21 protein-coding genes are annotated in these 22,401 nt (G+C 39.0%); 7 read left to right on the forward strand and 14 right to left on the reverse strand.

Translation table 11 applies throughout. The annotated features are described in order from the left end of the window. Positions 1-157: 157 nt before the first annotated feature. The 6 genes from QUE35_RS05045 to secG all read left to right on the forward strand — a co-directional run bounded on the left by QUE35_RS05045 (position 158) and on the right by secG (position 7,268). Positions 158-2,416, forward strand: coding sequence for a bifunctional alpha,alpha-trehalose-phosphate synthase (UDP-forming)/trehalose-phosphatase (locus tag QUE35_RS05045; RefSeq protein WP_022601853.1), 2,259 nt, complete (start codon positions 158-160; stop codon positions 2,414-2,416). Positions 2,417-2,427: 11 nt separating this feature from the next. Beyond that, entirely contained in the window at positions 2,428-4,221 is a 1,794-nt protein-coding gene (locus QUE35_RS05050) for a glycoside hydrolase family 15 protein (protein ID WP_022390134.1), read from the forward strand. A 206-nt stretch (positions 4,222-4,427) separates the two neighbouring features. Next, positions 4,428-5,654 (forward strand): sigma-54 interaction domain-containing protein, encoded by a 1,227-nt coding sequence (locus tag QUE35_RS05055; RefSeq protein WP_009319579.1) that lies wholly within the window; start codon positions 4,428-4,430, stop codon positions 5,652-5,654. A 9-nt stretch (positions 5,655-5,663) separates the two neighbouring features. Then, positions 5,664-6,161 (forward strand): LptE family protein, encoded by a 498-nt coding sequence (locus QUE35_RS05060; protein WP_009319578.1) that lies wholly within the window; start codon positions 5,664-5,666, stop codon positions 6,159-6,161. Between the two features lie 35 nt (positions 6,162-6,196). Next, positions 6,197-6,916: a DUF8458 domain-containing protein gene (locus QUE35_RS05065; protein WP_147404864.1), complete on the forward strand. Its 720-nt coding sequence runs from the start codon at positions 6,197-6,199 to the stop codon at positions 6,914-6,916. 1 nt (position 6,917) lies between these two features. Then, positions 6,918-7,268 carry a preprotein translocase subunit SecG gene (gene secG / locus QUE35_RS05070; RefSeq protein WP_009319576.1) on the forward strand — a complete coding sequence of 117 codons (351 nt, stop codon included), beginning with the start codon at positions 6,918-6,920 and terminating at the stop codon, positions 7,266-7,268. A 56-nt stretch (positions 7,269-7,324) separates the two neighbouring features. On the opposite strand, the gene QUE35_RS05075 is transcribed toward secG, so the two are convergent. Beyond that, complete coding sequence (locus tag QUE35_RS05075) at positions 7,325-8,281, reverse strand: FimB/Mfa2 family fimbrial subunit (RefSeq protein WP_022601855.1); 957 nt, start codon at positions 8,279-8,281, stop codon at positions 7,325-7,327. Positions 8,282-8,457: 176 nt separating this feature from the next. Here QUE35_RS05075 and QUE35_RS05080 point away from each other — a divergent pair, with 176 nt between their 5' ends. After that, the gene (locus QUE35_RS05080; RefSeq protein ID WP_022601856.1) at positions 8,458-9,774 is read left to right on the forward strand and encodes a Na+/H+ antiporter NhaC family protein; all 1,317 of its coding nucleotides are present in this window, start codon (positions 8,458-8,460) and stop codon (positions 9,772-9,774) included. On the opposite strand, the gene QUE35_RS05085 is transcribed toward QUE35_RS05080, so the two are convergent. The 13 genes from QUE35_RS05085 to tsaD form a co-directional block, all read right to left on the reverse strand. Next, the gene (locus QUE35_RS05085) at positions 9,765-10,793 is read right to left on the reverse strand and encodes an AMP-binding protein (RefSeq protein WP_022601857.1); all 1,029 of its coding nucleotides are present in this window, start codon (positions 10,791-10,793) and stop codon (positions 9,765-9,767) included. The genes QUE35_RS05080 and QUE35_RS05085 overlap by 10 nt on opposite strands. After that, positions 10,784-11,830 carry an o-succinylbenzoate synthase gene (locus tag QUE35_RS05090; RefSeq protein ID WP_022389761.1) on the reverse strand — a complete coding sequence of 349 codons (1,047 nt, stop codon included), beginning with the start codon at positions 11,828-11,830 and terminating at the stop codon, positions 10,784-10,786. The genes QUE35_RS05085 and QUE35_RS05090 overlap by 10 nt, the downstream gene beginning before the upstream one ends. 10 nt (positions 11,831-11,840) lie before the next feature. Further along, the gene (gene menB, locus QUE35_RS05095) at positions 11,841-12,665 is read right to left on the reverse strand and encodes a 1,4-dihydroxy-2-naphthoyl-CoA synthase (RefSeq protein ID WP_022389760.1); all 825 of its coding nucleotides are present in this window, start codon (positions 12,663-12,665) and stop codon (positions 11,841-11,843) included. Between the two features lie 22 nt (positions 12,666-12,687). Then, positions 12,688-14,367, reverse strand: coding sequence for a 2-succinyl-5-enolpyruvyl-6-hydroxy-3-cyclohexene-1-carboxylic-acid synthase (menD, locus tag QUE35_RS05100; protein ID WP_031258766.1), 1,680 nt, complete (start codon positions 14,365-14,367; stop codon positions 12,688-12,690). 67 nt (positions 14,368-14,434) lie between these two features. Next, the gene (locus QUE35_RS05105) at positions 14,435-15,529 is read right to left on the reverse strand and encodes a chorismate-binding protein (protein ID WP_022389758.1); all 1,095 of its coding nucleotides are present in this window, start codon (positions 15,527-15,529) and stop codon (positions 14,435-14,437) included. Between the two features lie 20 nt (positions 15,530-15,549). After that, the gene (rimO, locus tag QUE35_RS05110; RefSeq protein WP_022389757.1) at positions 15,550-16,845 is read right to left on the reverse strand and encodes a 30S ribosomal protein S12 methylthiotransferase RimO; all 1,296 of its coding nucleotides are present in this window, start codon (positions 16,843-16,845) and stop codon (positions 15,550-15,552) included. Between the two features lie 111 nt (positions 16,846-16,956). Next, complete coding sequence (gene ftsY / locus QUE35_RS05115) at positions 16,957-17,913, reverse strand: signal recognition particle-docking protein FtsY (protein WP_022601859.1); 957 nt, start codon at positions 17,911-17,913, stop codon at positions 16,957-16,959. 215 nt (positions 17,914-18,128) lie between these two features. Then, on the reverse strand, positions 18,129-18,281 hold the full coding sequence (locus QUE35_RS05120; RefSeq protein WP_009319566.1) for a DUF4295 domain-containing protein: 153 nt from the start codon (positions 18,279-18,281) through the stop codon (positions 18,129-18,131). Between the two features lie 9 nt (positions 18,282-18,290). After that, on the reverse strand, positions 18,291-18,479 hold the full coding sequence (gene rpmG / locus QUE35_RS05125; protein ID WP_009319565.1) for a 50S ribosomal protein L33: 189 nt from the start codon (positions 18,477-18,479) through the stop codon (positions 18,291-18,293). Positions 18,480-18,498: 19 nt separating this feature from the next. Next, the gene (rpmB, locus tag QUE35_RS05130; protein WP_009319564.1) at positions 18,499-18,738 is read right to left on the reverse strand and encodes a 50S ribosomal protein L28; all 240 of its coding nucleotides are present in this window, start codon (positions 18,736-18,738) and stop codon (positions 18,499-18,501) included. A gap of 128 nt (positions 18,739-18,866) precedes the next feature. Then, positions 18,867-20,108, reverse strand: a complete 1,242-nt coding sequence (locus QUE35_RS05135; protein WP_022389755.1) for a CinA family nicotinamide mononucleotide deamidase-related protein — start codon at positions 20,106-20,108, stop codon at positions 18,867-18,869. A gap of 1 nt (position 20,109) precedes the next feature. Continuing rightward, the gene (locus tag QUE35_RS05140; RefSeq protein ID WP_022601860.1) at positions 20,110-21,345 is read right to left on the reverse strand and encodes a M48 family metallopeptidase; all 1,236 of its coding nucleotides are present in this window, start codon (positions 21,343-21,345) and stop codon (positions 20,110-20,112) included. A gap of 12 nt (positions 21,346-21,357) precedes the next feature. Then, positions 21,358-22,380 (reverse strand): tRNA (adenosine(37)-N6)-threonylcarbamoyltransferase complex transferase subunit TsaD, encoded by a 1,023-nt coding sequence (tsaD, locus tag QUE35_RS05145; protein WP_022389753.1) that lies wholly within the window; start codon positions 22,378-22,380, stop codon positions 21,358-21,360. Between the last annotated feature and the right edge of the window lie 21 nt (positions 22,381-22,401).

A 22,401-nucleotide genomic window follows, 5' to 3' on the forward strand; every position in this document is an offset into this window, starting at 1 on the left:
ACCAACTACTTCCCCTATCTACAACCTTTTCAAAAAGAAAAGCACTTTTTCATTTTGAAAAGGTATTTTTATAGAATAAATAACCATATTATACTAAATATCAAATATTTACATAAAACAAATTTATATATGGCATGCCCTTTGCTCAAGTTATAATATGAAACTATATATTATATCAAATAGATTACCGGCCAAAGCCTGTAAAGAGAAAAACGGCACATTCATTTTTTCTCGAAGTGAAGGAGGATTAGCGACAGGGTTAAATTCTCTAAAAACCACCGACGAGAAACATTGGATCGGATGGCCGGGTATTTGTGTAGATAAAAAAGAGGACGAACAGATCATTTCAGAACAATTAGAAAAATTAAATTTCCACCCCGTCTTTTTATCATGCGATCAATATAAAAATTACTATGAAGGATATAGTAATAGTACAATTTGGCCCTTATGCCACTATTTTTTCGCATATACAGAATATAAAAACTGTTTTTGGAAAGCTTATCAAGAAGTAAATGCTCTTTTCTGTGAAAAAATTTGCAGTATCGTATCCGCAGATGATTATGTTTGGATACAAGATTATCAGTTAATGCTGCTACCGGGCATGCTGCGAAAACGCATGCCCCATCTGCGTATCGGTTATTTCCACCATATACCTTTTCCCTCATACGAATTATTCAGAATTTTGCCTGAGCGAGGAGAAATTCTACAAGGATTATTGGGTGCTGATTTCATCGCATTCCATACACACGATTATATGCGTCATTTCATCAGTGCAGCAGAACGGGTACTCAACATAGACTTCCAATTAGACGAAATTCAAATAGGAAATCGGGTTATACGTGTCGAAGCATTACCTATGGGTATCAATTATGATCTTTATCATAGTGTATCGGAAAATCCTGAAGTACAAAAGGCCATCAATCGCTTTCAAAATTTGTTCGGCAACCATAAAATGATATTATCCGTCGATCGATTAGATTACAGCAAAGGAATTTTACATCGTTTATGGGGCTTTTCTCTATTCTTAGAACACCATCCCGAATACCTCGGTAAAGTGACATTAGCGATGGTAATCGTACCATCGAGAGATCAAGTAAATCAATATGCAGAATTAAAAACTAAAATAGACGAAGAAATAGGAGCAATCAATGGAAAATATTCAACAATAGACTGGACACCCGTATGCTATTTCTATCATGGATTTTCTTTTGAAGAATTAGCCGCTATGTACTTTGTTGCAGATATAGCATTAGTTACTCCACTGCGTGACGGGATGAACTTAGTAGCTAAGGAATATGTCGCAACAAAACAAAACAATCCCGGAGTACTGATACTAAGCGAAATGGCCGGTTGTGCGGTAGAACTAACAGATGCCATACAAATTAATCCGAACGATATTGAGGAAATAGAACAAGCTATCGTAAAAGCATTAGAAATGCCTGAAAGAGAACAAAAAAACAGAATTAATCACATGCAGGCAATTTTATCTAATCAAACTATTAACAAATGGGCTGCAGATTTTATGACCGAATGGAATGATATATGCAGCAAAAATCAACGATTCAGATTAAAACGCATTGTAGGTCCTGTTATAAGTGACATACGATCGAGATATAAACATGCTCATAAACGTCTTATATTACTTGATTACGACGGAACATTGACCGCTATACGAAATCGTCCGGAAGATGCCAAACCCGATCCTGAACTGATAGAATTGTTGCAACAATTAGCGGAAGATAAAAAAAATCATATCGTAATCAATAGCGGAAGAGACCATCTGACTTTAGAAAAATGGTTGGGACAACTGCCTATATCTTTTGCCGCTGAGCATGGGGCATTTTATAAAGAAAACGGGAAATGGAATAAAAATATACAATCGACCGAATGGAGTCCATCTTTACTCTCTACATTAAAACTCTTTGTATCTAAAACCCCCCGTTCTCACCTCGAAGTAAAAGATACGGCACTGGCATTTCATTACCGACAGACAGACAGTTGGTTAGGAGCACTACGTGCTCAACAATTAACCAATTCTTTAATAAAAATATGCTTACAGCAAAAATTACAAATATTACAAGGAGATAAAGTAGTCGAAATTAAATCTCCACACTGTAACAAAGGCTCTGAAGTAAATCGCTTACTTCAAAAAGACCACTACGATTTTATACTGGCCATAGGGGACGATGTGACTGATGACGACATGTTCCAAGCGCTTCCGTCAACATCTGTTACCGTAAAAATCGGAACTGCATCAAAAAATGCACGATACAATCTGACTGCTCAATCAGAAGTCATACCTTTTCTCCAAGCTCTAATACATCGAGATTTATTTCAACAAAAAAATCTCGACAGAAAGGAGAATATTTTTTCTATTATGAATTTCTTCAAAAAATTACTTCCAAACAACAAATAATAAAAACGAATATGAGTAATCTGAATTATGGTGTTATAGGAAACTGCCGCACGGCAGCCCTCATCTCTGAAACCGGAAATATCGAATGGTTATGTTTCCCCGAATTCGATTCACCCTCTATTTTCGCAGCATTATTAGACCGTAAAAATGGTGGTAATTTCGGATTTCAGGTATCGAATAAATATTCTATTTCACAATCATACGTACCTCACACCAATATCCTATCTACTCGTTTTTCTTCAGAGGAAGGAGAATTCGTTGTTGTCGATTTTATGCCGTGTTATCATTCCCAAAATAAAGATGAGCATTACCGTCCTGCAGAAATTTATCGTTATATTAATCGCATCAAAGGACATCCCCGATTTAAAATCGATTATAACCCAGCTCCAGACTACGCAAGAGGTAAAGTAATTTATAACATGACACCTCAATATATAGAAACTTATAGTTCCCAAAATAACAAAGACCGACAATATTTATATTCATCGCTCCCTTTAGAAACAATCCTAAATCATCAAGAAATTATATTAGAAAAAGATGAATTTCTTCTTTTATCCTATAATGAAAAAGTCATACCCGTCAACATCGAACGAGAAAAATTAGAATATTGCAGGACATTAGTATACTGGCTTAACTGGATAAACCGAACAAAAAAATATTCTATATATAACGATATTATAGAAAGGAGTCTATTAATCTTAAAACTAATGTCATACTACAACGGTGCTGTATTAGCGGCTTTAACGACCAGCTTGCCGGAAGCTATCGGAGAAGTAAGAAACTGGGATTATCGTTTCTGCTGGTTACGTGACGCATCTATGTCTATCGAAACATTATTCCAAATAGGACATCCGGATGCAGCACGTCGATTCATGAAGTTCATACAATCAACATTTGTTGCCAAACATGAGTCATTTCAGATCATGTATGGAATTCGAGGCGAACGTAAATTAACAGAAATCATCCTCGATCATCTCTCAGGATACAAAAACTCAAAACCAGTACGTATAGGAAACGATGCTTACCATCAACGGCAAAACGACTCGTTCGGATATTTGATGGACCTCATTTATCAGTATTATCAATTAATGCCGGGCACTCTCGATGAAATTGAAGACATTTGGGAAATGGTTAAAAGCATTATAGCCATAGTCATCGAAGATTGGCATAAACCGGACAAAGGCATTTGGGAAATACGAGGAAAAGAACAGCATTTCGTATCCTCTAAAGTCATGTGTTGGGTTGCTTTGGACAGGGCTTCTCGCATCGCAATCATGCTCGACAAGTACAGTTATAGCGAACGCTGGAAAAAAGAAGCGGACAAGATAAAATCCGATGTTTTAAAATATGGCTGGAAAGAAGAAATACAGAGCTTTTCACAAACTTATGAAAATCTATATTTAGATTCTTCTCTATTATTGATGGAGCCATACGGCTTTCTACAAGCAGACGATATACGCTACCACAAAACCGTAAAAGCCGTAAAAAAAGCTTTATTTCATAAAGGTCTGATGTACAGATATAACAATGAGGATGATTTCGGACTACCATCTTCCGCTTTCACAATCTGTACATTCTGGCTTATCCGAGCATTATACGTCATAGGTGAAAAAGAAGAAGCTCGTTGTCTATTTAATGAGGTTCTCTCCTATTCTAATCATTTAGGCCTGTTTAGTGAAGACATCAATTTCGACACAAAAGAGCAACTTGGTAATTTTCCTCAGGCATATTCTCATTTAGCATTAGTAAATACAGCAATTCTTTTTGCAGAAGAAGAAAAAAGGCTTGATTTTATACGACCTTAGAAAAATTATGTAAATACAAACAAAACACAATCACCTACTAATCAACAAAATATAAAGAATATATTTTCCATTTAGAAAAAACGTCTAAAAAAATACAGAACATAAAGCGTTTATACAAATTTTAAATTACCGACCCGTTAAATATATTGCATACATTTGGCTTATAATCTCTCTTTTGCTACTTTTGCAATAGAGAATTAAGGAATATGGTCGCACTTTCAGATATACAACAAGCCAAACAAAGATTCGGTATCATTGGAAATACACCGGGATTATTAAGAGCTGTCAGTCGAGCTCTGCAAATCGCTCCGACCGATCTCTCCGTACTAATAACCGGAGAAAGCGGAACGGGTAAAGAATTTTTTCCGCAGATTATACACACAAACAGTCATCGTAAACATGGACGTTATATTGCGGTAAATTGCGGCGCTATACCTGAAGGTACTATTGACTCAGAGCTTTTCGGGCACGAAAAAGGTTCGTTTACCGGAGCTCTTGCCGATCGTAAAGGATACTTCGAAGAGGCTGATGGAGGAACGATATTCTTAGACGAAGTCGGAGAACTACCCCTAACAACACAAGCTCGTTTATTGAGAGTTTTGGAAAGCGGAGAGTTCATAAAAGTCGGTTCTTCCAAAGTTCAAAAAACCAATGTCCGTATCGTTGCTGCGACAAATGTCAATATGATTAAAGCGATCTCAGAAGGAAAATTCAGGGAAGACCTATTTTATCGATTAAATACCGTACCTATCGAATTGCCTCCGTTACGAGATAGAATGGATGATATACTCCTTCTGTTTAGAAAATTCTCAAATGATTTTGCTGAAAAATACCGGATGCCGGCGATACAACTGACCGATGATGCAAAAAATTTATTACTGACTTACCGATGGCCGGGAAACATCAGACAACTAAAAAACGTAACAGAACAAATATCTATCTTTGAGACTTCTCGTGAAGTATCAGCCGATATTATAAAGTCATATTTACCGTCATATAATGTAGAACGGTTACCGGTCGTAAGCGGTTCAGAAGGGAAAGACGGCTTTCTATTCGGAAACGAACGAGAAATGTTGTATCAGATTATCTTCGAAATGCGTAAAGAGATGAACGAGCTGAAAAGTATCGTGGATAATCTGGCAGCATCTGAAAACGGACATGGGTTGAAAGTTTACACACCGGAACACAATACAGCAATAACCCATCCCACCGTTCCGGTCGTTAAGACATTCCATATCGATAAAGAATCTACAGAAGATGTGCACGATGAAAGTGTGTTCGAAGAAACTTCTCTATCTTTGGAGGACGCAGAAAAAGAGATGATCCGAAAATCCTTGGAAAGAAATAATGGGAAACGAAAAAAAACTGCAGAAGAACTGAAAATATCGGAGCGTACACTTTACCGTAAAATTAAAGAATATAATTTGGAGTAAGCCACACAAATGAAACGATTAACCATACTATTGCTGATCATATTGACCTCTTGTACCATATCTTACAAATTCAACGGAGCAGCAATCGACTATAATACGACAAAAACCATATCCGTAGCCGAGTTTCCGATCAGGGCAGCATTGGTATACCCTCCTCTCGGTCCTGCATTTAATGAAGCCTTGAAAGATATATACACACGACAAACCAGATTAAGCATGGTCAAAACCGGAGGAGATTTGCAAGTTGAAGGAGAAATTACGGGTTATGACCTGAGTCCTCAAGCTGTAACCGAAGATGCTTATGCATCACAAACAAGGCTGACCATCTCGGTAAAAGTAAGATATACCAATACGAAAAATCCTAATCTTAACGTTGATCAGACTTTTAGAGCTTATAGAGATTTTTCCAGTAGCCAGATGTTGACTCAAGTCCAAGATGAGTTAATCTCCCAAATTGTGGATGAATTAGCGGAACTAATATTTAACGCAACCGTAGGAAGTTGGTAATTATGTCGATAAACGGAGAAAAAATACGAAAAGAATTGTCTGAAGGTATTCCGCAAATACCATTAGAAGACTTACGTACATTACAATCCGATTATCCTTATTTCCAAGCTATCCGTTTTTTATATTTAAAAAGAGTACAAAAAGAAGAACCGCTTCTCTACCCTGAGGCCCTTGAAAGAAATGCTATTTATTCAGGTGATCGCAAATCTCTATTTTTTTTACTGGAAGGTGCTCGCCAATCCTGGACTTCCCTTTACCGACAAAATATCGAATCAGAAAAGAGTAAGGAATCTTTTTCATTAATAGATTCTTTCTTGTCGGCACAAAATGAAAATTTTTCCGAAAGTATCGAACAGCTTATTTTTCAAACAGGAGGAATACCAGCAACAGATTATTTGTCTCTCTCCAAAACTGAAAGTGGAAATGATACTTCAAATTTAAACGAATTGCAAAATATCGACCTGATAAATTCTTTCATTGAAAAATCGGAAAAAGGGAATCCTCTGGTTACCGACATAGATGCCACAATAAAACCGGGAAATACAAAAAATATCCCCGAAACACCACTAACAGAATCTACAGATGAAGCTTTCCTAACTGAAAGTCTGGCAAAAATATACATTAAGCAAAGAAGATATTCCAAGGCTTTGGAAATAATTAAAAAATTAAGTTTGAAATATCCAGAAAAAAATATTTACTTTGCAGACCAAATAAGATTTTTAGAAAAATTGATTATTAACATAAAAACCGAATAAAATGTATTTGTTCATTACCATCTTAATTCTAATCGCATCAATATTTTTAATATTGATCGTATTGGTACAAAACTCCAAAGGAGGAGGTCTTGCATCAGGCTTCTCTTCAACTAATCAGATTATGGGAGTCAGAAAGACAACCGATTTTGTTGAAAAAGCAACTTGGACACTCGCCGGTACGGTCGTTATCTTAAGTATCGTAGCTTCAGCATTCTTACCATCTGCCAATACAGGCAGTCACGGATCAGAAATTAAAGATGCCATAAAAAAAGAAATTCCCGCCACTGCACAACCGGGATTTGAAACACAACAAACTACAGCACCGATTGCACAACCGGATTCTGCAAAATAAAAAATAAAATAAAACGGGCTGATTTTTATGAATCAGCCCGTTTTGTATAAAACAAATCAACTTAAAGGGGGTAAAGTAATTGTTTCTTCAGTTTCTGTCCAGTCGCTTACTTCAAACCCTGATCCTTCAGTTGTCTCTGAAAATATTATATTCGAGACCATTATTATCGACAACTTTGTTCCCGGAGATAAAATCGAAGAGAGGTGTGTCTCATATTTTTTTGTTTCCCCATTTTTCAAATCAATTTCTACCCTGAAATAAGGAGGTACATCTGAAGGCAATACCATTGCAGTTTTGTTGACAGCCTGCGTTCCAGAAATTGTTAAAGGAATCATTACTGTTTTTGTATAATTCTCATAATTTCCATTATATACATTTACTTTTTCCGCCAAATTTCCGACATACACTCTGACTGAATCAATAGAAGTAGCTAAAGAGCTGCTATCCTCATTTTTTAAAGTCACATTAATACCAGCTGTTTTACGTTGTAAAGCAACAGCTATATTCTCACTTCCTAAATCAACTTGTTTTACAGCAAACACATAATCGTATATCGGATAACAAATCGTATCTGAAGAATATTGTCGTAATCCATAATATTGCGAACTCATATCTTCATTCAACACAAGTGCAGGTTCTGTTGACGCAGGATAATCATAAGTTCCGTCTGCTCCTGCAGAGGCAACACCCCAATATAACAAAGTATAAGTGCCTACCGGCAAAAGTAGCGGACGAATATAGTTTTGTATAGAACCCGAAGCAATTGTATATACAGGATTCAAAGGACTCAATTGTCCGTTTCTATAATTCCCATAATAAGTAGAAGTTCCAGACACACATGGATAAATATCCAAGATTCCAGAATACGGAGAATTTGTACTCAACTCGGTTACAAATAATTCCGGACTTGTTAGGTTGCTGGATTTAGGGTTACTTTCATTAAAACAATCATCGTCATTCGAACATCCTGCAGAAACCAACAAAGCTGAGAAAAAATAAAAAAACTTTTTCATATAAAAATAATTTATTAAATTAATATCACTCTTCAAGTAAACAGATCTGTAATTTATAACAGAGAGGTACAACAAAAAGTTTAAAGAATAACATTAGGGATTTTTCAAATCCTTTTTACTACCCGAAGCCATATTATCAGTACATTTGCAGAATTATACAAATTAAAATTTTCTGAATGCAGAGATCATCCGATTCACTTTATCACATACATAAAACCAGAAAACCTAATTTTTGGGCACTCAGTCCTCTTTTTGTTTTTCTGGGCATATATCTCATTACCTCTCTTTTAGTAAACGATTTTTATAAAGTTCCTATCGCTGTGGCATTTCTCATATCTTCGGCTTTTGCCGTCATCATATCACGAGGAGGTAGCATAAATGAGCGCATAGCACATTTTTCCTCAGGAGCAGCAAACGGAAATATCATACAAATGATCTGGATATTCATACTTGCCGGAGCATTTGCTCAATCCGCTAAATCGATGGGAGCGATCGATGCAACCGTAAATCTTACGCTTCAGATATTACCCGATAATCTCTTATTAGCAGGCATATTCATAGCTTCCTGTTTCATCTCCCTTTCCATAGGAACATCTGTCGGAACGATCGTTGCCCTTGCCCCAGTTGCCATAGGAATAGCAAATCAAACAGATACGGAATTACCTTACATGGTTGCCATCGTTGTCGGAGGAGCATTTTTCGGGGATAACCTCTCCTTCATATCAGATACGACAATCGCCGCAACAAAAACACAAGGATGTTTGATGAAAGATAAATTCAAGGTCAACAGTATGATCGTTGTTCCGGCAGCTTTTTGTGTATTGCTTTATTATATATTCGCTGGATTAAATATTCACTCACCGTCGCACCTTACAGAGGTACAATGGATAAAAGTTATTCCCTATCTGATTGTTTTAGGAAGTGCCGTTGCAGGGTTTAATGTCATGTTGGTTCTATTACTCGGAATCATCACATCTGGAATTATAGGAATCGCAACAAACGGTTTTGATTTTTTCGGTTGGTTCGGTGCTATGGGAACAGGTATAACAGGAATGGGAGAACTAATCATAATCACATTATTAGCTGGAGGTATGCTCGAGATGATACGCTTTAATGGAGGAATTGATTACATTATTGAAAAACTGACTCGAAAGGTCAACTCAAAACGGGGAGCTGAACTTAGTATCGCAGGTTTGGTCAGTTTTGCAAATCTTTGTACGGCAAACAACACGATAGCTATTATTACCACCGGAGAAATAGCCCGTGACATAGCAAACCGATTTCATATAGATAAAAGAAAATCTGCCAGTATTTTAGACACTTTTTCCTGTTTAGTGCAAGGATTGATACCTTATGGAGCACAGATGCTGATAGCGGCTTCTCTTGCAAGTATCTCCCCGCTTTCTATTATCCGATATCTCTATTATCCTATGCTCATGGGTATTTTCGCACTGGCAGCTATTTTATTGCGATACCCCCGTCGCTATTCTTGATTTTCACGTATTATTTTTCCGGAATAGGTTTCACGAAAATTTGATACAAAACGTATTTCTTTAGGAATCTGATAAGGAGATAAGATAAATCTTACCTCTTTCATAAAAGAAGCTATCTTCTCTTGCGTCCAGTTTTGATCCTCGATTATAAGAACGGCTTTCTCTCCCAACCGCTCATCCAACACTCCTGTCACATAAAAACGTTTATCAGGTATCAATTCGGATATTTTCTTCTCGATCTCTTCAGGAAAAAGTTTTACACCTCCCGAATTAATCACATTATCAAAGCGCCCCAACCATTCAAAACTCGTTTTTCCCGAAAGCCTGACTATATCGTTTGTTATAAAAAACGTATTACTCAAATGCGGAGCATGAATGCAAAGACACCCCCTATCATCTTGTAAGAATGTAATATTTCCCAAAGCCTTATATCCGGAATAAGCGGTATTTAATTCCCGCAAAGCGATATGCGAAACAGTTTCCGTCATGCCATAAGTAGAAAAACAACGTATTGGAAATGCTGATAAAGCAGATTCTAAAGTCGAAGACACAGCAGCACCTCCGATAATTAATTGTTTTATATAAGAAATCTTATTCCGGGTTACCGAATCTGAAAGAGATTCTTGAACCTGCATGGGAACCATCGCTGCAAAATCGACACTACGATTTATCTCTTTTAATGGAGAAGAAGAGGGTTTTACGACCAATAAATTCGCACCTGCAAGAAGAGCTCTTACAATCATCATCTTTCCTGCGATATAATTCGGAGACAGACAAAGTAAAAGAACCGAATCGGTATCTATTCCGAAGAACTCGTTTGTCAGGCGAGCCGAAGCCTCCATATCCGATTTCAATAAATGAATTTTCTTAGGCGTTCCGGTCGATCCGGACGTATGTCCGACAACATATTCACGGTCATCGAACCATTCGGTCAAAAATGAAACGACATCGATATTATCCTCTGTTACAGAAATCTCATCGACATCCGAATAACATCTATCATTCAGCACTATTCCCATATTAACGATGATAAATCCCAACTCAACGAAGGGTCATACTGTATTGTAGATCCTTTCTGAACTAAAGGAGAAATAATATTATTCTTATATAATTGCCCGGTACCTAATCCCTGAGGAATAGAGGATTGTAGCATTGCTGTCCATTGAGCAATGGCATTCAGTCCCACATTCGATTCCAGAGCAGAAGTTATCCACCATCCGATATTTCGTTTCTCGGCTTTATCGATCCATTCGGCAGATCCGCTCAAACCTCCGGCCAATGCAGGTTTTAAAATTATATACTGAGGATTTATTACATCCAACATCTGTTCTTTTAATTTCGGATCATTAATTCCGATCAATTCCTCATCCAAGGCAATCGGAATCGGTGTATTCCGGCATAAAGCCTCCATCTCCCTCCACTGCCCTTGTCGGATAGGTTGTTCGATAGAATGAATGTCATACCGGGACAGCCGATCCAATTTAAACATCGCTTCCGACGGTAAAAACGCACCATTCGCATCCACCCGCAACTCTATTTCATCCTTTCCGTAACGTGAACGTATAGACTTTAACAACTCTAATTCCGAATTAAAATCTATCGCCCCGATTTTCAATTTGACACAACGAAATCCGGCAGTCAGTTTTTCTTCGATACGGCTATACATAGCTTCTTTATCACCCATCCAAATCAAACCGTTGATCTCGATCGATTGCTTGCCCTCATAAAAAGCTCCCGGACAGATTTTTCGTCTACCACCGTTTTTTAAATCGAGAAGAGCCGTCTCAACACCGAAACGGATCGAACTCCAATCTCTCAACGAAACCGTATCCAACGTATCGATCTGTTCGCAAATTTCTTTTAATTTTTCTTCATATCCGGGACGATCATCCGCACTCAACCCTCGAAACAAAGCACACTCTCCAATTCCGAATATCCAAGGTGTTTCATCATGCCATATACGGACAAACCATGTTTCTTTCTGAGTTAATATACCTCTTGAAGTACCTCCGGGCACTTTAAAATCAAGAATATACCGAGTATAAGCAGCTTTCATTTATTTCTTCTTATCCGGGGAATTTAGGAAATTTCTGAAAATCGGGATCTCTCTTTTCCAAAAAAGCATTTTTCCCTTCTTGTGCCTCTTCCATCAAATAATACATCAACGTTGCATCTCCGGCAAACTCCATAAGGCCACGCTGTCCGTCAAGTTCGGCATTCAACGCCCGTTTGATCATGCGTATCGCCATCGGGCTACGTTTTAATATAGTTTTGCACCAATCTACCGTCTCATCTTCAAGCCGTTCAAAAGGAACTACTTTATTGACCATACCCATCTCTTCTGCTTCTCTCGCTGTATATTGACGACACAAGAACCAAATTTCCCGAGCTTTCTTCTGTCCGACACAACGCGCCAAATAAGAAGAGCCGAAACCGGCATCGAAACTGCCTACTTTAGGTCCGGTCTGCCCGAAACGTGCGTTTTCCGAAGCAATGGTCAAATCACAAACAACATGCAAAACATGACCGCCTCCGATTGCATAGCCGTTGACCATCGCAATCACAGGCTTAGGAATAGAACGTATCGCCTTGTGCAGATCAAGGACATTCAAACGGGGAACTCCGTCTTTATCAATATAGCCACCGATACCTTTTACATTTTGGTCTCCTCCTGAACAAAATGCTTTATCTCCGGCCCCAGTAAACACCACAACACCTATATCACTCCGTTCCCGACAAATAGACATGGCATCCAACATTTCAAAATTGGTTTGCGGACGAAATGCATTATATACTTCGGGACGATTGATCGTTATTTTCGCTATTCCTTCGAAGAATTCGAATTTAATATCTTCATACTCTTTTATAGTTTTCCATTCTCTTGTTGCCATAATATTATTTTACATTAATTATTTATCGCTTAAAATATCCCCTTAAAATCCGATCATTAACAGTTCGAGGAGTCTCTACCGACAAAATAGCAGGTTTGTCGGAAATTCTAAAAAAAACAGAGAGGATTTTTCTCAATTCATCTTCAGAATCTGCAACATAGTAATCAAATCCATGTAAACGAGCAAAACCTTCGACATCAACTTCCTGTGCTGTTTCAAAGTATTCTTCCAATTCCGGCAATTCAGATGGGCCTTGTATAAAACGAAATATTCCTCCTCCGCCATTTTTCATCACGATAATTTTAAGTGTAGGCGGAACATATCTGTTCCACAAGGCATTGGAATCATATAAAAATCCCATATCTCCGGTAATAAAGACCGTAAGTTCTCTCCTCACGCAAGCAGCCCCTACAGCAGTAGACGTCGCTCCGTCTATACCGCTTACCCCACGATTACAATCCGAGCGTTCTATCTGGTTATATTCAAATAACTGAGCATAACGTACAGGCGTACTGTTCGACAACTGCAATGCGCTTCCTTGCGGAATAGCAGGAAATATCAGCGAGAATGCCTTTAAATCACTCCATTCGACATTCGCAAGATAATGCTCATGCCGATCTGTCGCTTCTGCTCTGCAATCTATCCATAAATTATGATAATAACTATCCGAAGGGTGTATGTGATCTATAATTTGAGAGAAAAAGTCAACAGGATTCATCCGTATATGCCGGGTCATACACTGCATCGTATCTGCAACATGAGTATTCTCATCCAGACTCCAATGCTCAGAAGGAGAATATTTTCTTAAAAACTGCTTTATCATGCGTGAAACAAGAGACCCACCAAAAGTAATTAATAAATCGGGGGTAAATTTCGATTTTTCTTCATCGGAAATTACCGATAAAACCCTGTCGATAGTCGAAATAGAATCGTTTACACACAAATTCGAAATCGTCTCGGTAAGGACAATCACTTGAGGTAATGATGACAATCGATTTAACAACGATGATAGCATCGAATCCGGCTTACCGAATGATACCAAAATCATCACCTTTTTGCTTCGGGAAATTAATCCGGACAACTCTTTTACGATTTCTTCATTAAGGCAAGTATTAATGCTCACAGATGTAATTACCTGCTCTGAGCGACTGTCGCGAACTTCTCGCAAACAATAAAGAGGTTCTCTTAAGGGAACATTAATATGCACAGGACCGGGTTTAGACCGAACAGACAAATTAACAGCGTCATTCACCAAACGATTTACCCACCAACGTTCGTCATCACAAGTAATTTCAGGAGGCAAGGAGTAAGATGCCTTAACGAATGGGGCGAACAAATTTTTCTGTCGGAGCGTCTGGCTATCCTCTTGGTCGATCCATTCTTCAGGCCGATCGGCAGAAATGACAATCAAAGGAATATGTTGGTAATATGCTTCAGCAACAGCCGGAGCATAATTTAACAAAGCCGTTCCTGAGGTACAAACCACGGCAACCGGTTCTCCTGATTGCTGGGCTATCCCCATTGCCATAAAAGCTGCACTTCGTTCATCTAAAACGACAAATTTCTCAAACTCCTTACGACGAGCAAAAGAGACGATCAAAGGTGCATTCCGAGACCCGGGAGACAATACAATCCGTTTCACTCCCTTGGCAATCAGCAAATTCGCTAATATTGTACAACATTCTTTATCCGAATCCAACATATTCATCTATTTTGGTATATATTCGCCCTTAAGTTATCTGACAAACCGATTATCTACTTTTATTTAATCATTCTATCAAATTCAACAAAGTACGGGATTTTATTTCTGTCTCGTTCCATTCCGAATCAGCATCGGATAAAGCCGTCAAACCTCCACCGACATGTAGTTCCACCCTATCCCGAAAAAGTTCCATACTCCGCAAATTTACAAATAAATCAAATTGTCCGTTACCATAAACCGGTCCTAAGTATCCGGCATAATACCGACGTTCTCGGTTCTCGGTTTCACAGATTATTTTTAAAGCCTCCCGTAATGGAAATCCTCCCACTGCAGGCGTAGGATGCAAGGCATTTATTAACCGAGATATTTCGCCCGGAGATAGCGATTTATTCAACGTAAACATGGTACATAAATGTGAAACAACCCCAGCTTGCCTCAATTCCGGACCGGATATCAGAGGTTCTGTTCCAACTATATTCCGGAAACAAGATTCTATATATTCCGTTACAATCCGTTGCTCCTCCCGATCTTTTTCTCCCCATTCAGAAAAATCGTCTTTTCTCTTTGTTCCGGCCAACGACATAGTTTGAATACAGGAAGCAGAACAACGTAGAAAAGTTTCCGGGGTAGCCCCCATCCATAGAGTCTCTCCGGGAATCGAAACCAAAAAGACAAAAGCATCGGGATAAGTCTCGCACAATCCGTCAAACCATTCCGGAGCTTTTTTATAGGGATCACAAAAAAACTGTCTTACTCTTGACAATACCGCTTTTCGAATTTTCCCGGATCTCAGTGCAGAAATAACCCTCTCTGCCTGCTTTATATAAATACCTTTTCCTATCTCACCTACCGGAACAGTGTCCGGCACATTTTTCTTCGGCGTAACTTTCAATATATCCAAGTCTCCAGCCTTCGACAAGTCAATATCATTCCGAAGGAAACGTACAGGAGAGTTATTTGCCACATGAAACGGAGAAAACAAAAAACCGGAATCTTCGAGAAAAACAGAGGGACTACAATTTCCTGCAACCTCCCCCGATATTTGTGCTCCAAAGCAGAAATTTCCACTATCAGGTAAACGATATGCAAAAAATGGGATGCCTCTTTCCAAACATATCCGCTGAGCCTCTTTGATTTCTGAAATTGTCACATCTTTACACATGATTATAAAACACAGATATTCTATAAAACCTCTCCGAACAAATCAAATGTTTGGGCATCAGTAATCCGAACGTTATAAAAATCTCCAATAATCAACGGCTTTTCTTTTCCAATCAAAACTTCAGGATCAACTTCCGGCGAATCGAACTCTGTACGTCCTATATAATATTCTTCTTCCTCCCGATCGATAATCACTTTCATTTCCTGTCCTACCTTGGAAACATTTATCTCGGCAGCAATCTCTTCTTGTATAGCCATCAATTCATCCAACCGCCTCTGTTTCACTTCTTCCGGTATATCATCCGAATAATGTTCAGCCGAAAAAGTCCCTTCTTCTTCGGAATAAGCAAATGCTCCCATACGTTCAAACCGGGCTTTCCGGACAAACTCTTTCAGTTCTTCAAAATCAGATTCTCCCTCTCCGGGATGCCCAACCATCAGAGTAGTGCGGATATGTATTCCGGGCACTTCTTTCCGAATACGGGAAAGCAGTTCATAAGTTTCTTCCTTGGTCACATGTCGATGCATCATCCGTAACATATTATCGCTAATATGCTGCAATGCAATATCGAGATATTTGCAAACGTTAGCATGTTTACGCATTACGGGTAACAGATCATACGGGAAACGTGCCGGATAAGCATAATGTAATCGCACCCATTCTACTCCGGGAACAGAAGCAATGCGATCTACCAATTCGGCAATACAAAATTTTTTGTAAATATCCATCCCATAATAGGTAAGGTCTTGAGCTATAATCTGAAATTCTTTTACTCCTTTCCGTACCAACATCTCAATCTCTTCAATGATATCTTCCATAGGACGAGACTGGTAATGTCCCGTTATAATAGGTATAGCACAATAAGAACACATCCGGTTACAACCTTCAGCTATTTTTATATATGCATAATGAGAAGGCGTTGTCAATATACGTTCCAAACGAAGGTCAGGCACATATTCCTTTCCCAAATCATCCAGCAATTTATTCCAATCGAACTTTCCGTAAAACTTATCGACTTCAGGAATCTCTCCTGCAAGCTCGGTCATGAAACGTTCAGACAGGCATCCCATTACATAAAGCTTTTTGATTTTTTTCTTTGCTTTTGCCGCAACAAAATTCAAAATCATATTGATCGATTCTTCTTTGGCATCGCCTATAAACCCACAGGTATTGATCACCACGATCTCTCCCGTTACTTTTTCTGCATCATGCCGGACTTCATATCCGGCCGCTTCGAACTGCCGCATAAGATGTTCCGAATCCACCAAATTTTTAGAACATCCTAATGTTATTATATCTACTCTGTTCTTTACCATTTGTTCTATAATTAAATAGTCTTCCGACCTTTACTGTACAGAAATCGCGCAAAGCGATATAGGTCTTCTCTGCGCGATCTTGTTCATGCGAAATATCGTAAATTACATATCTTATTCGTCTCCGAAAAGAGAATCTACAAATTCTTTTCTGTGGAATACCTGTAAATCTTCCATTCCTTCTCCCAAACCTATATACTTAACCGGTGTTTTAAACTGGTCGGATATTCCGATCACTACCCCGCCCTTTGCAGTACCATCAAGTTTGGTAATTGCCAATGCATTTACTTCTGTCGCAGCGGTAAATTGTTTCGCCTGTTCAAAAGCATTCTGTCCGGTAGAGCCATCCAATACGAGCAACACTTCATGAGGTGCTCCCAGAATAACCTTGTCCATTACTTTCTTAATTTTAGAAAGCTCATTCATCAAACTGATTTTATTATGTAAGCGTCCTGCCGTATCGATAATTACGACATCCGCATCATTAGCTTTAGCCGAACTTAGGGTATCAAAAGCAACAGAAGCTGGATCAGCTCCCATTTTTTGTTTCACAACCGGAACACCTACTCTTTCACCCCATATTACAAGCTGTTCTACCGCAGCTGCTCTAAAGGTATCGGCTGCACCCAAATAGACTTTATTTCCGTTCTTCTTATATTGATAGGCCAGTTTTCCGATTGTTGTTGTTTTCCCTACACCGTTTACACCAACCACCATTATCACATAAGGACGTTTACTCTCCGGAACAGTAAATTCCCCCTCAGTTTCATTATCGTTTTCTGTCAATAAAGCGGCAATCTCTTCACGCAACATTCCCTTCAACTCCCCGGTAGAAATATATTTGTCCCGTTCGACTCGCTTTTCAATCCGTTCGATAATACGCAAAGTCGTCTCCACTCCGACATCCGATGTGATAAGCACCTCTTCCAGATCGTCCAAGATATCGTCATCAACTTTCGATTTTCCCGCTACGACACGGGCAAGTTTCGAAAATACCCCTTCTTTGGTTTTGGAAAGACCTTTATCAAGTGTCTCCTTTTTTTCTTTAGAAAAGAAACCGAATAATCCCATATCTATTTTTTATCATTGATTACAATTGCAATTATATCTTTCAAACTCTCTGCTTTCCCGGCCATCGGTTATCGGATATGAAATGAAGATTTCGAGGTACTTTCCAGCATATCATACAATCTTCAAAGCACAAAATTACAAAATAAAGCGACAAAAAAAAACTTCCTTACAGAATTGTAAGGAAGCTCTTTATATTAAGTATCTGATATTCTCAATTATTTAGCGAGCACTTCATTTACTTTTTCATTAGGAACCATTTCTTCCTGGAAAATATAAGCTCCTGTCTTCGGTGATTTTACCATTTTAATCACCTTTGAATAAGTACGTCCATCACCTTTCTGAAGAGACGCAACGGTTTTCTTTGCCATAGCTCAATATTATTTAATTTCTTTGTGAATAGTTACTTTTTTCAAGATAGGATTGTATTTTTTCAATTCCAATCTCTCTGTGGTATTTTTTCTGTTTTTAGTGGTAATGTATCTCGAAGTACCGGGCATACCACTTGCTTTGTGCTCCGTACATTCAAGAATAACTTGTACTCTATTACCTTTAGCTTTCTTTGCCATCTTCTTAACTTCCTTCTAATTATGCGTTTAAATAACCTTTTTCCGCAGCTTGTTTCAAAGCTGCATCCAATCCCATTTTATTAATGGTACGGAGACCGGCAGCTGATATTTTCAGGCTGATCCAACAATCTTGTTCTACCCAATAGAACTTTTTGGTAAACAAGTTGACATTAAATCTTCTTTTTGTGCGTCTCTTTGAGTGAGATACGTTATTGCCAACCAATGCTTTTTTTCCGGTAATTTGACAAATCTTCGACATCGCTTTATCTATTTTTTTATTGATTTTCTACTGCTTTCACAAACAGAGTGCAAAGTAAACGTTTTTAAGAATACCTTCCAAATTTTTTTCTATTAAATACTCTTTTTTTTAGAACTCTCTATTCCTGATCATTCACTTAAAACAGAGATCATCTGCAACAGTGCCGTATGCGTAAAACGATTTATGTTTATCGCCCGTGAATTTTCAAAACAATATTTACGACTGACTATCCGATCTCCGACAGCTACAGCAATACAAACCGTACCGACAGGCTTACCGGGTACTGCCCCGTCCGGTCCGGCAATACCCGATGTAGCAATAGCACAATCGGTTTTCAATAAACGTCGTACCCCCTTAGCCATCTGTTCCACAACTTCACAACTCACGACTCCGTGTTTTTCTATTGTCGAAGGATCGACATCCAGAACCTGCACCTTCACTTCATTGGCATAAGATACCACACTCCCTTTATAATAGGCCGAACTGCCGGGTATCAATGTAATTTCATGTGCGATATTTCCTCCGGTACAACTTTCTGCCGTAGCAATTGTCAATCCTTTATAGGATAACAGCAACCCTAACGCCTCCGCCATAGTAGCATCTCGATGACAGAATATATGTTTTCCCAACAAATCTTCTAAACGGGAGAAAGAGTCGTCCAACTGCCGAGATAAAATTTCCTCGTTCTCTCCCCGTGCCGTCAGCCTCAACCGGATAACTCCCGGAACGGGCAAATAAGCTAATTTAATTGATGCCGGTAATCCGGCTTCAAAATCCGAGAGAAATTCAGACAAAGCCGATTCTGAGAAATCTTTCACAAGGCAAGTTTTATGCAAAATTGCCGTATGATCAGGGTAACGCTTTCTCAATCTGGGTAGCACCTCCGCTGTCATGGCTCGCTGCATCTCTGCCGGAACTCCGGGCATCGACACTAATACTTTTCCATCCTTTTCAAACCACATAATAGGAGCTGTTCCTACCGGATTCTGTATTACGGTACAACTGTCCGGCACCATCGCCTGTGTACGAGTGGAGTCATTCATTTGCAATCCCCTTCGTTCAAAAAAAAGATCATTATTTTTCTGAACTTCAGCATCAAAGATCAATTTTCCACCAAAATATTCACAAAGCGTCTGTTTAGTAATATCATCTTTCGTAGGCCCGAGTCCACCTGTCATTAATACGACATCCACTCGATCGAACGACTGGCGGATAGCGGATATAATTTCAGCACGACGATCACGCACCGTCGTAATTTCCATTACCTCCCAACCGATTTTATTCAAGTTACGGGCTATCCAAGACGAATTCGTATCGGTTACCTGCCCGATCAGCAATTCATCTCCGATTACTATAATCTCAACATTCATATCATTTATATTTTTGCAAAGCCGCCATGCGTTGCAATAACGTAGGGTGAGAATAATATACTTTTACATATAGAGAATCGGGAGTCAAGTTACTTAACGATTTCACGGAAAGTTTTTTCAGACCACCTATCAAAGCATTCGCTAAGCCAAAAGATGCGGCAAAAGCATCTGCCTGATATTCATTTCGACGAGAAAGAGCATTTATCCCGATCCCTGTCAACAGCTCCAAAGGAGTATATAACAAACCGAATGCGACCAAAGCTAACGGAAAAGAAGGCGTACTTCCCCCCATCGCCTCAGCCAACACCGAACTGTCCAACACCAAAGACAACAAAAAAAACATCAGAACCGTATTCATTACCGATACTCCCATCATTTGCCATGTATGTTTATGTTTATAATGGCCTATCTCATGAGCAAGAACTGCAACAATTTCTTCCGTGCTCAAATCATCTATCAACGTATCATAAAGTACGATCCGTTTTTTAGGTCCTAATCCGCTAAAATAGGCATTTGCTTTTGTAGAACGTTTAGAACCGTCTATCACATAAATATTATTCAGTTTGAAACCGGCACGATTAGCGAACTTCTCTATCGCATTTCTCAATTCGCCCTCTTCTAATGGCGTCTGTTTATTAAATAACGGAACGATCCATTCCGAATAGAACATATTCATCAACATACTGAAAGCCACGACCACAATACAGGCAACCCACCAAAAAGAAGTTCCCAACCACAGATATAACCAAAGAATCGCAGCCAAAAGTAATCCACCTATAACTATACCGAACAGCCAAGATTTCAACTTATCGGCAACGAACGTTTTACGAGTTGTTTTATTAAATCCGAAACGATCCTCTATAACAAATGTATCGTACCAATCAAAAGGTATAGTCAACAGATCATTCACCAAAAAAAGAACGAAAAAAAAGAATAATGTAGCCGGAATCAACTTTTCAAACAATGAAAAAGCCCATGTATCGAGCCATCCGAATCCGCCCAAAAACAGCATCAACAAGACGAGCAAAGTCGTATATGTAGAAGTTATAAGACCGAAACGATTGTTGACTTTGAAATAATTTTGCTGATCGGCATATTTCCGCTCATCGTAAAGTCCCCGCAACATTTCCGGCAAAACCGGAGATGCAGCACGACGGTTTCTCGATGCCAACCATTGGGAAAAAATATATTCTCCCACGACAAAAAACACAATGATATAAAATACCCAATTATACATTTTATAAACAGCTTACAATACTACTCGAGAAAAAGGAGCTTCGTCGATCGAACAAAAATCTTTGTCCAAATATTTGTAATATCCCGTTATCGCCACCATAGCTGCATTATCGGTCGTAAAAGAAAATTTCGGCAAATGAATCTTCCAGCCATACCGACGGGCATGATCTTCAAAAGCGTTTCGCACTCCCGAATTAGCCGACACTCCCCCGGCTACCGCCACTTCGGTAATACCGGTATCCTTTACCGCTTTACGCAATTTATCCATTAATATATCCACAATAGTAAACTGTAAAGAAGCGCACAGATCTTGTTTATTTTTTTCTATAAAATCAGGATCTTCTTTAATGCGGTCACGGAGTAAATAAAGGAAAGAAGTCTTCAATCCGCTAAAACTGTAATTATACCCGGGAATGTGCGGTTTATTCAAGGTAAAGGCCTTCGGATTCCCTTCTTTAGCCAAACGATCCACTACCGGTCCGCCGGGATAGCCCAAATCCATGACTTTAGCGCACTTATCGAAAGCCTCTCCGGCAGCATCATCTATCGTCTGCCCGATCACCTCCATATCCTTATACGAATTTACCCGAATAATCTGGGAATTTCCTCCGGACACCAATAAACAGATAAACGGAAACGACGGTTGATTATGGTCATCTTCGCTCTCCTTGATAAAATGCGCCATGACATGTGCCTGCAAATGATTTACATCGATCAGAGGAATGTCCAAAGCGGTTACAAAACCTTTGGCAAAAGACGTACCGACAAGTAAAGACCCCATCAATCCCGGTCCGCGAGTAAACGCCAATGCACTCAATTCGCTCTTATCGATTCCTGCACGTTTCAATGCTTCGGACACTACCGGTATAATATTCTGCTGATGTGCACGAGATGCCAGTTCGGGAACAACTCCTCCGAAAGCCTCATGCACAGCCTGGCTGGCTATAACGTTAGACAACATAACGCCATCTCGAATTACAGCTGCCGACGTATCGTCGCATGATGACTCTATTCCTAAAATAGTTATATGGTTCATATAATTGATTTTCTCACAATA

The sequence above is a fragment of the Coprobacter fastidiosus genome, assembly GCF_030296935.1.
In the GTDB taxonomy this organism is placed as follows: Bacteria; Bacteroidota; Bacteroidia; order Bacteroidales; family Coprobacteraceae; genus Coprobacter; species Coprobacter fastidiosus.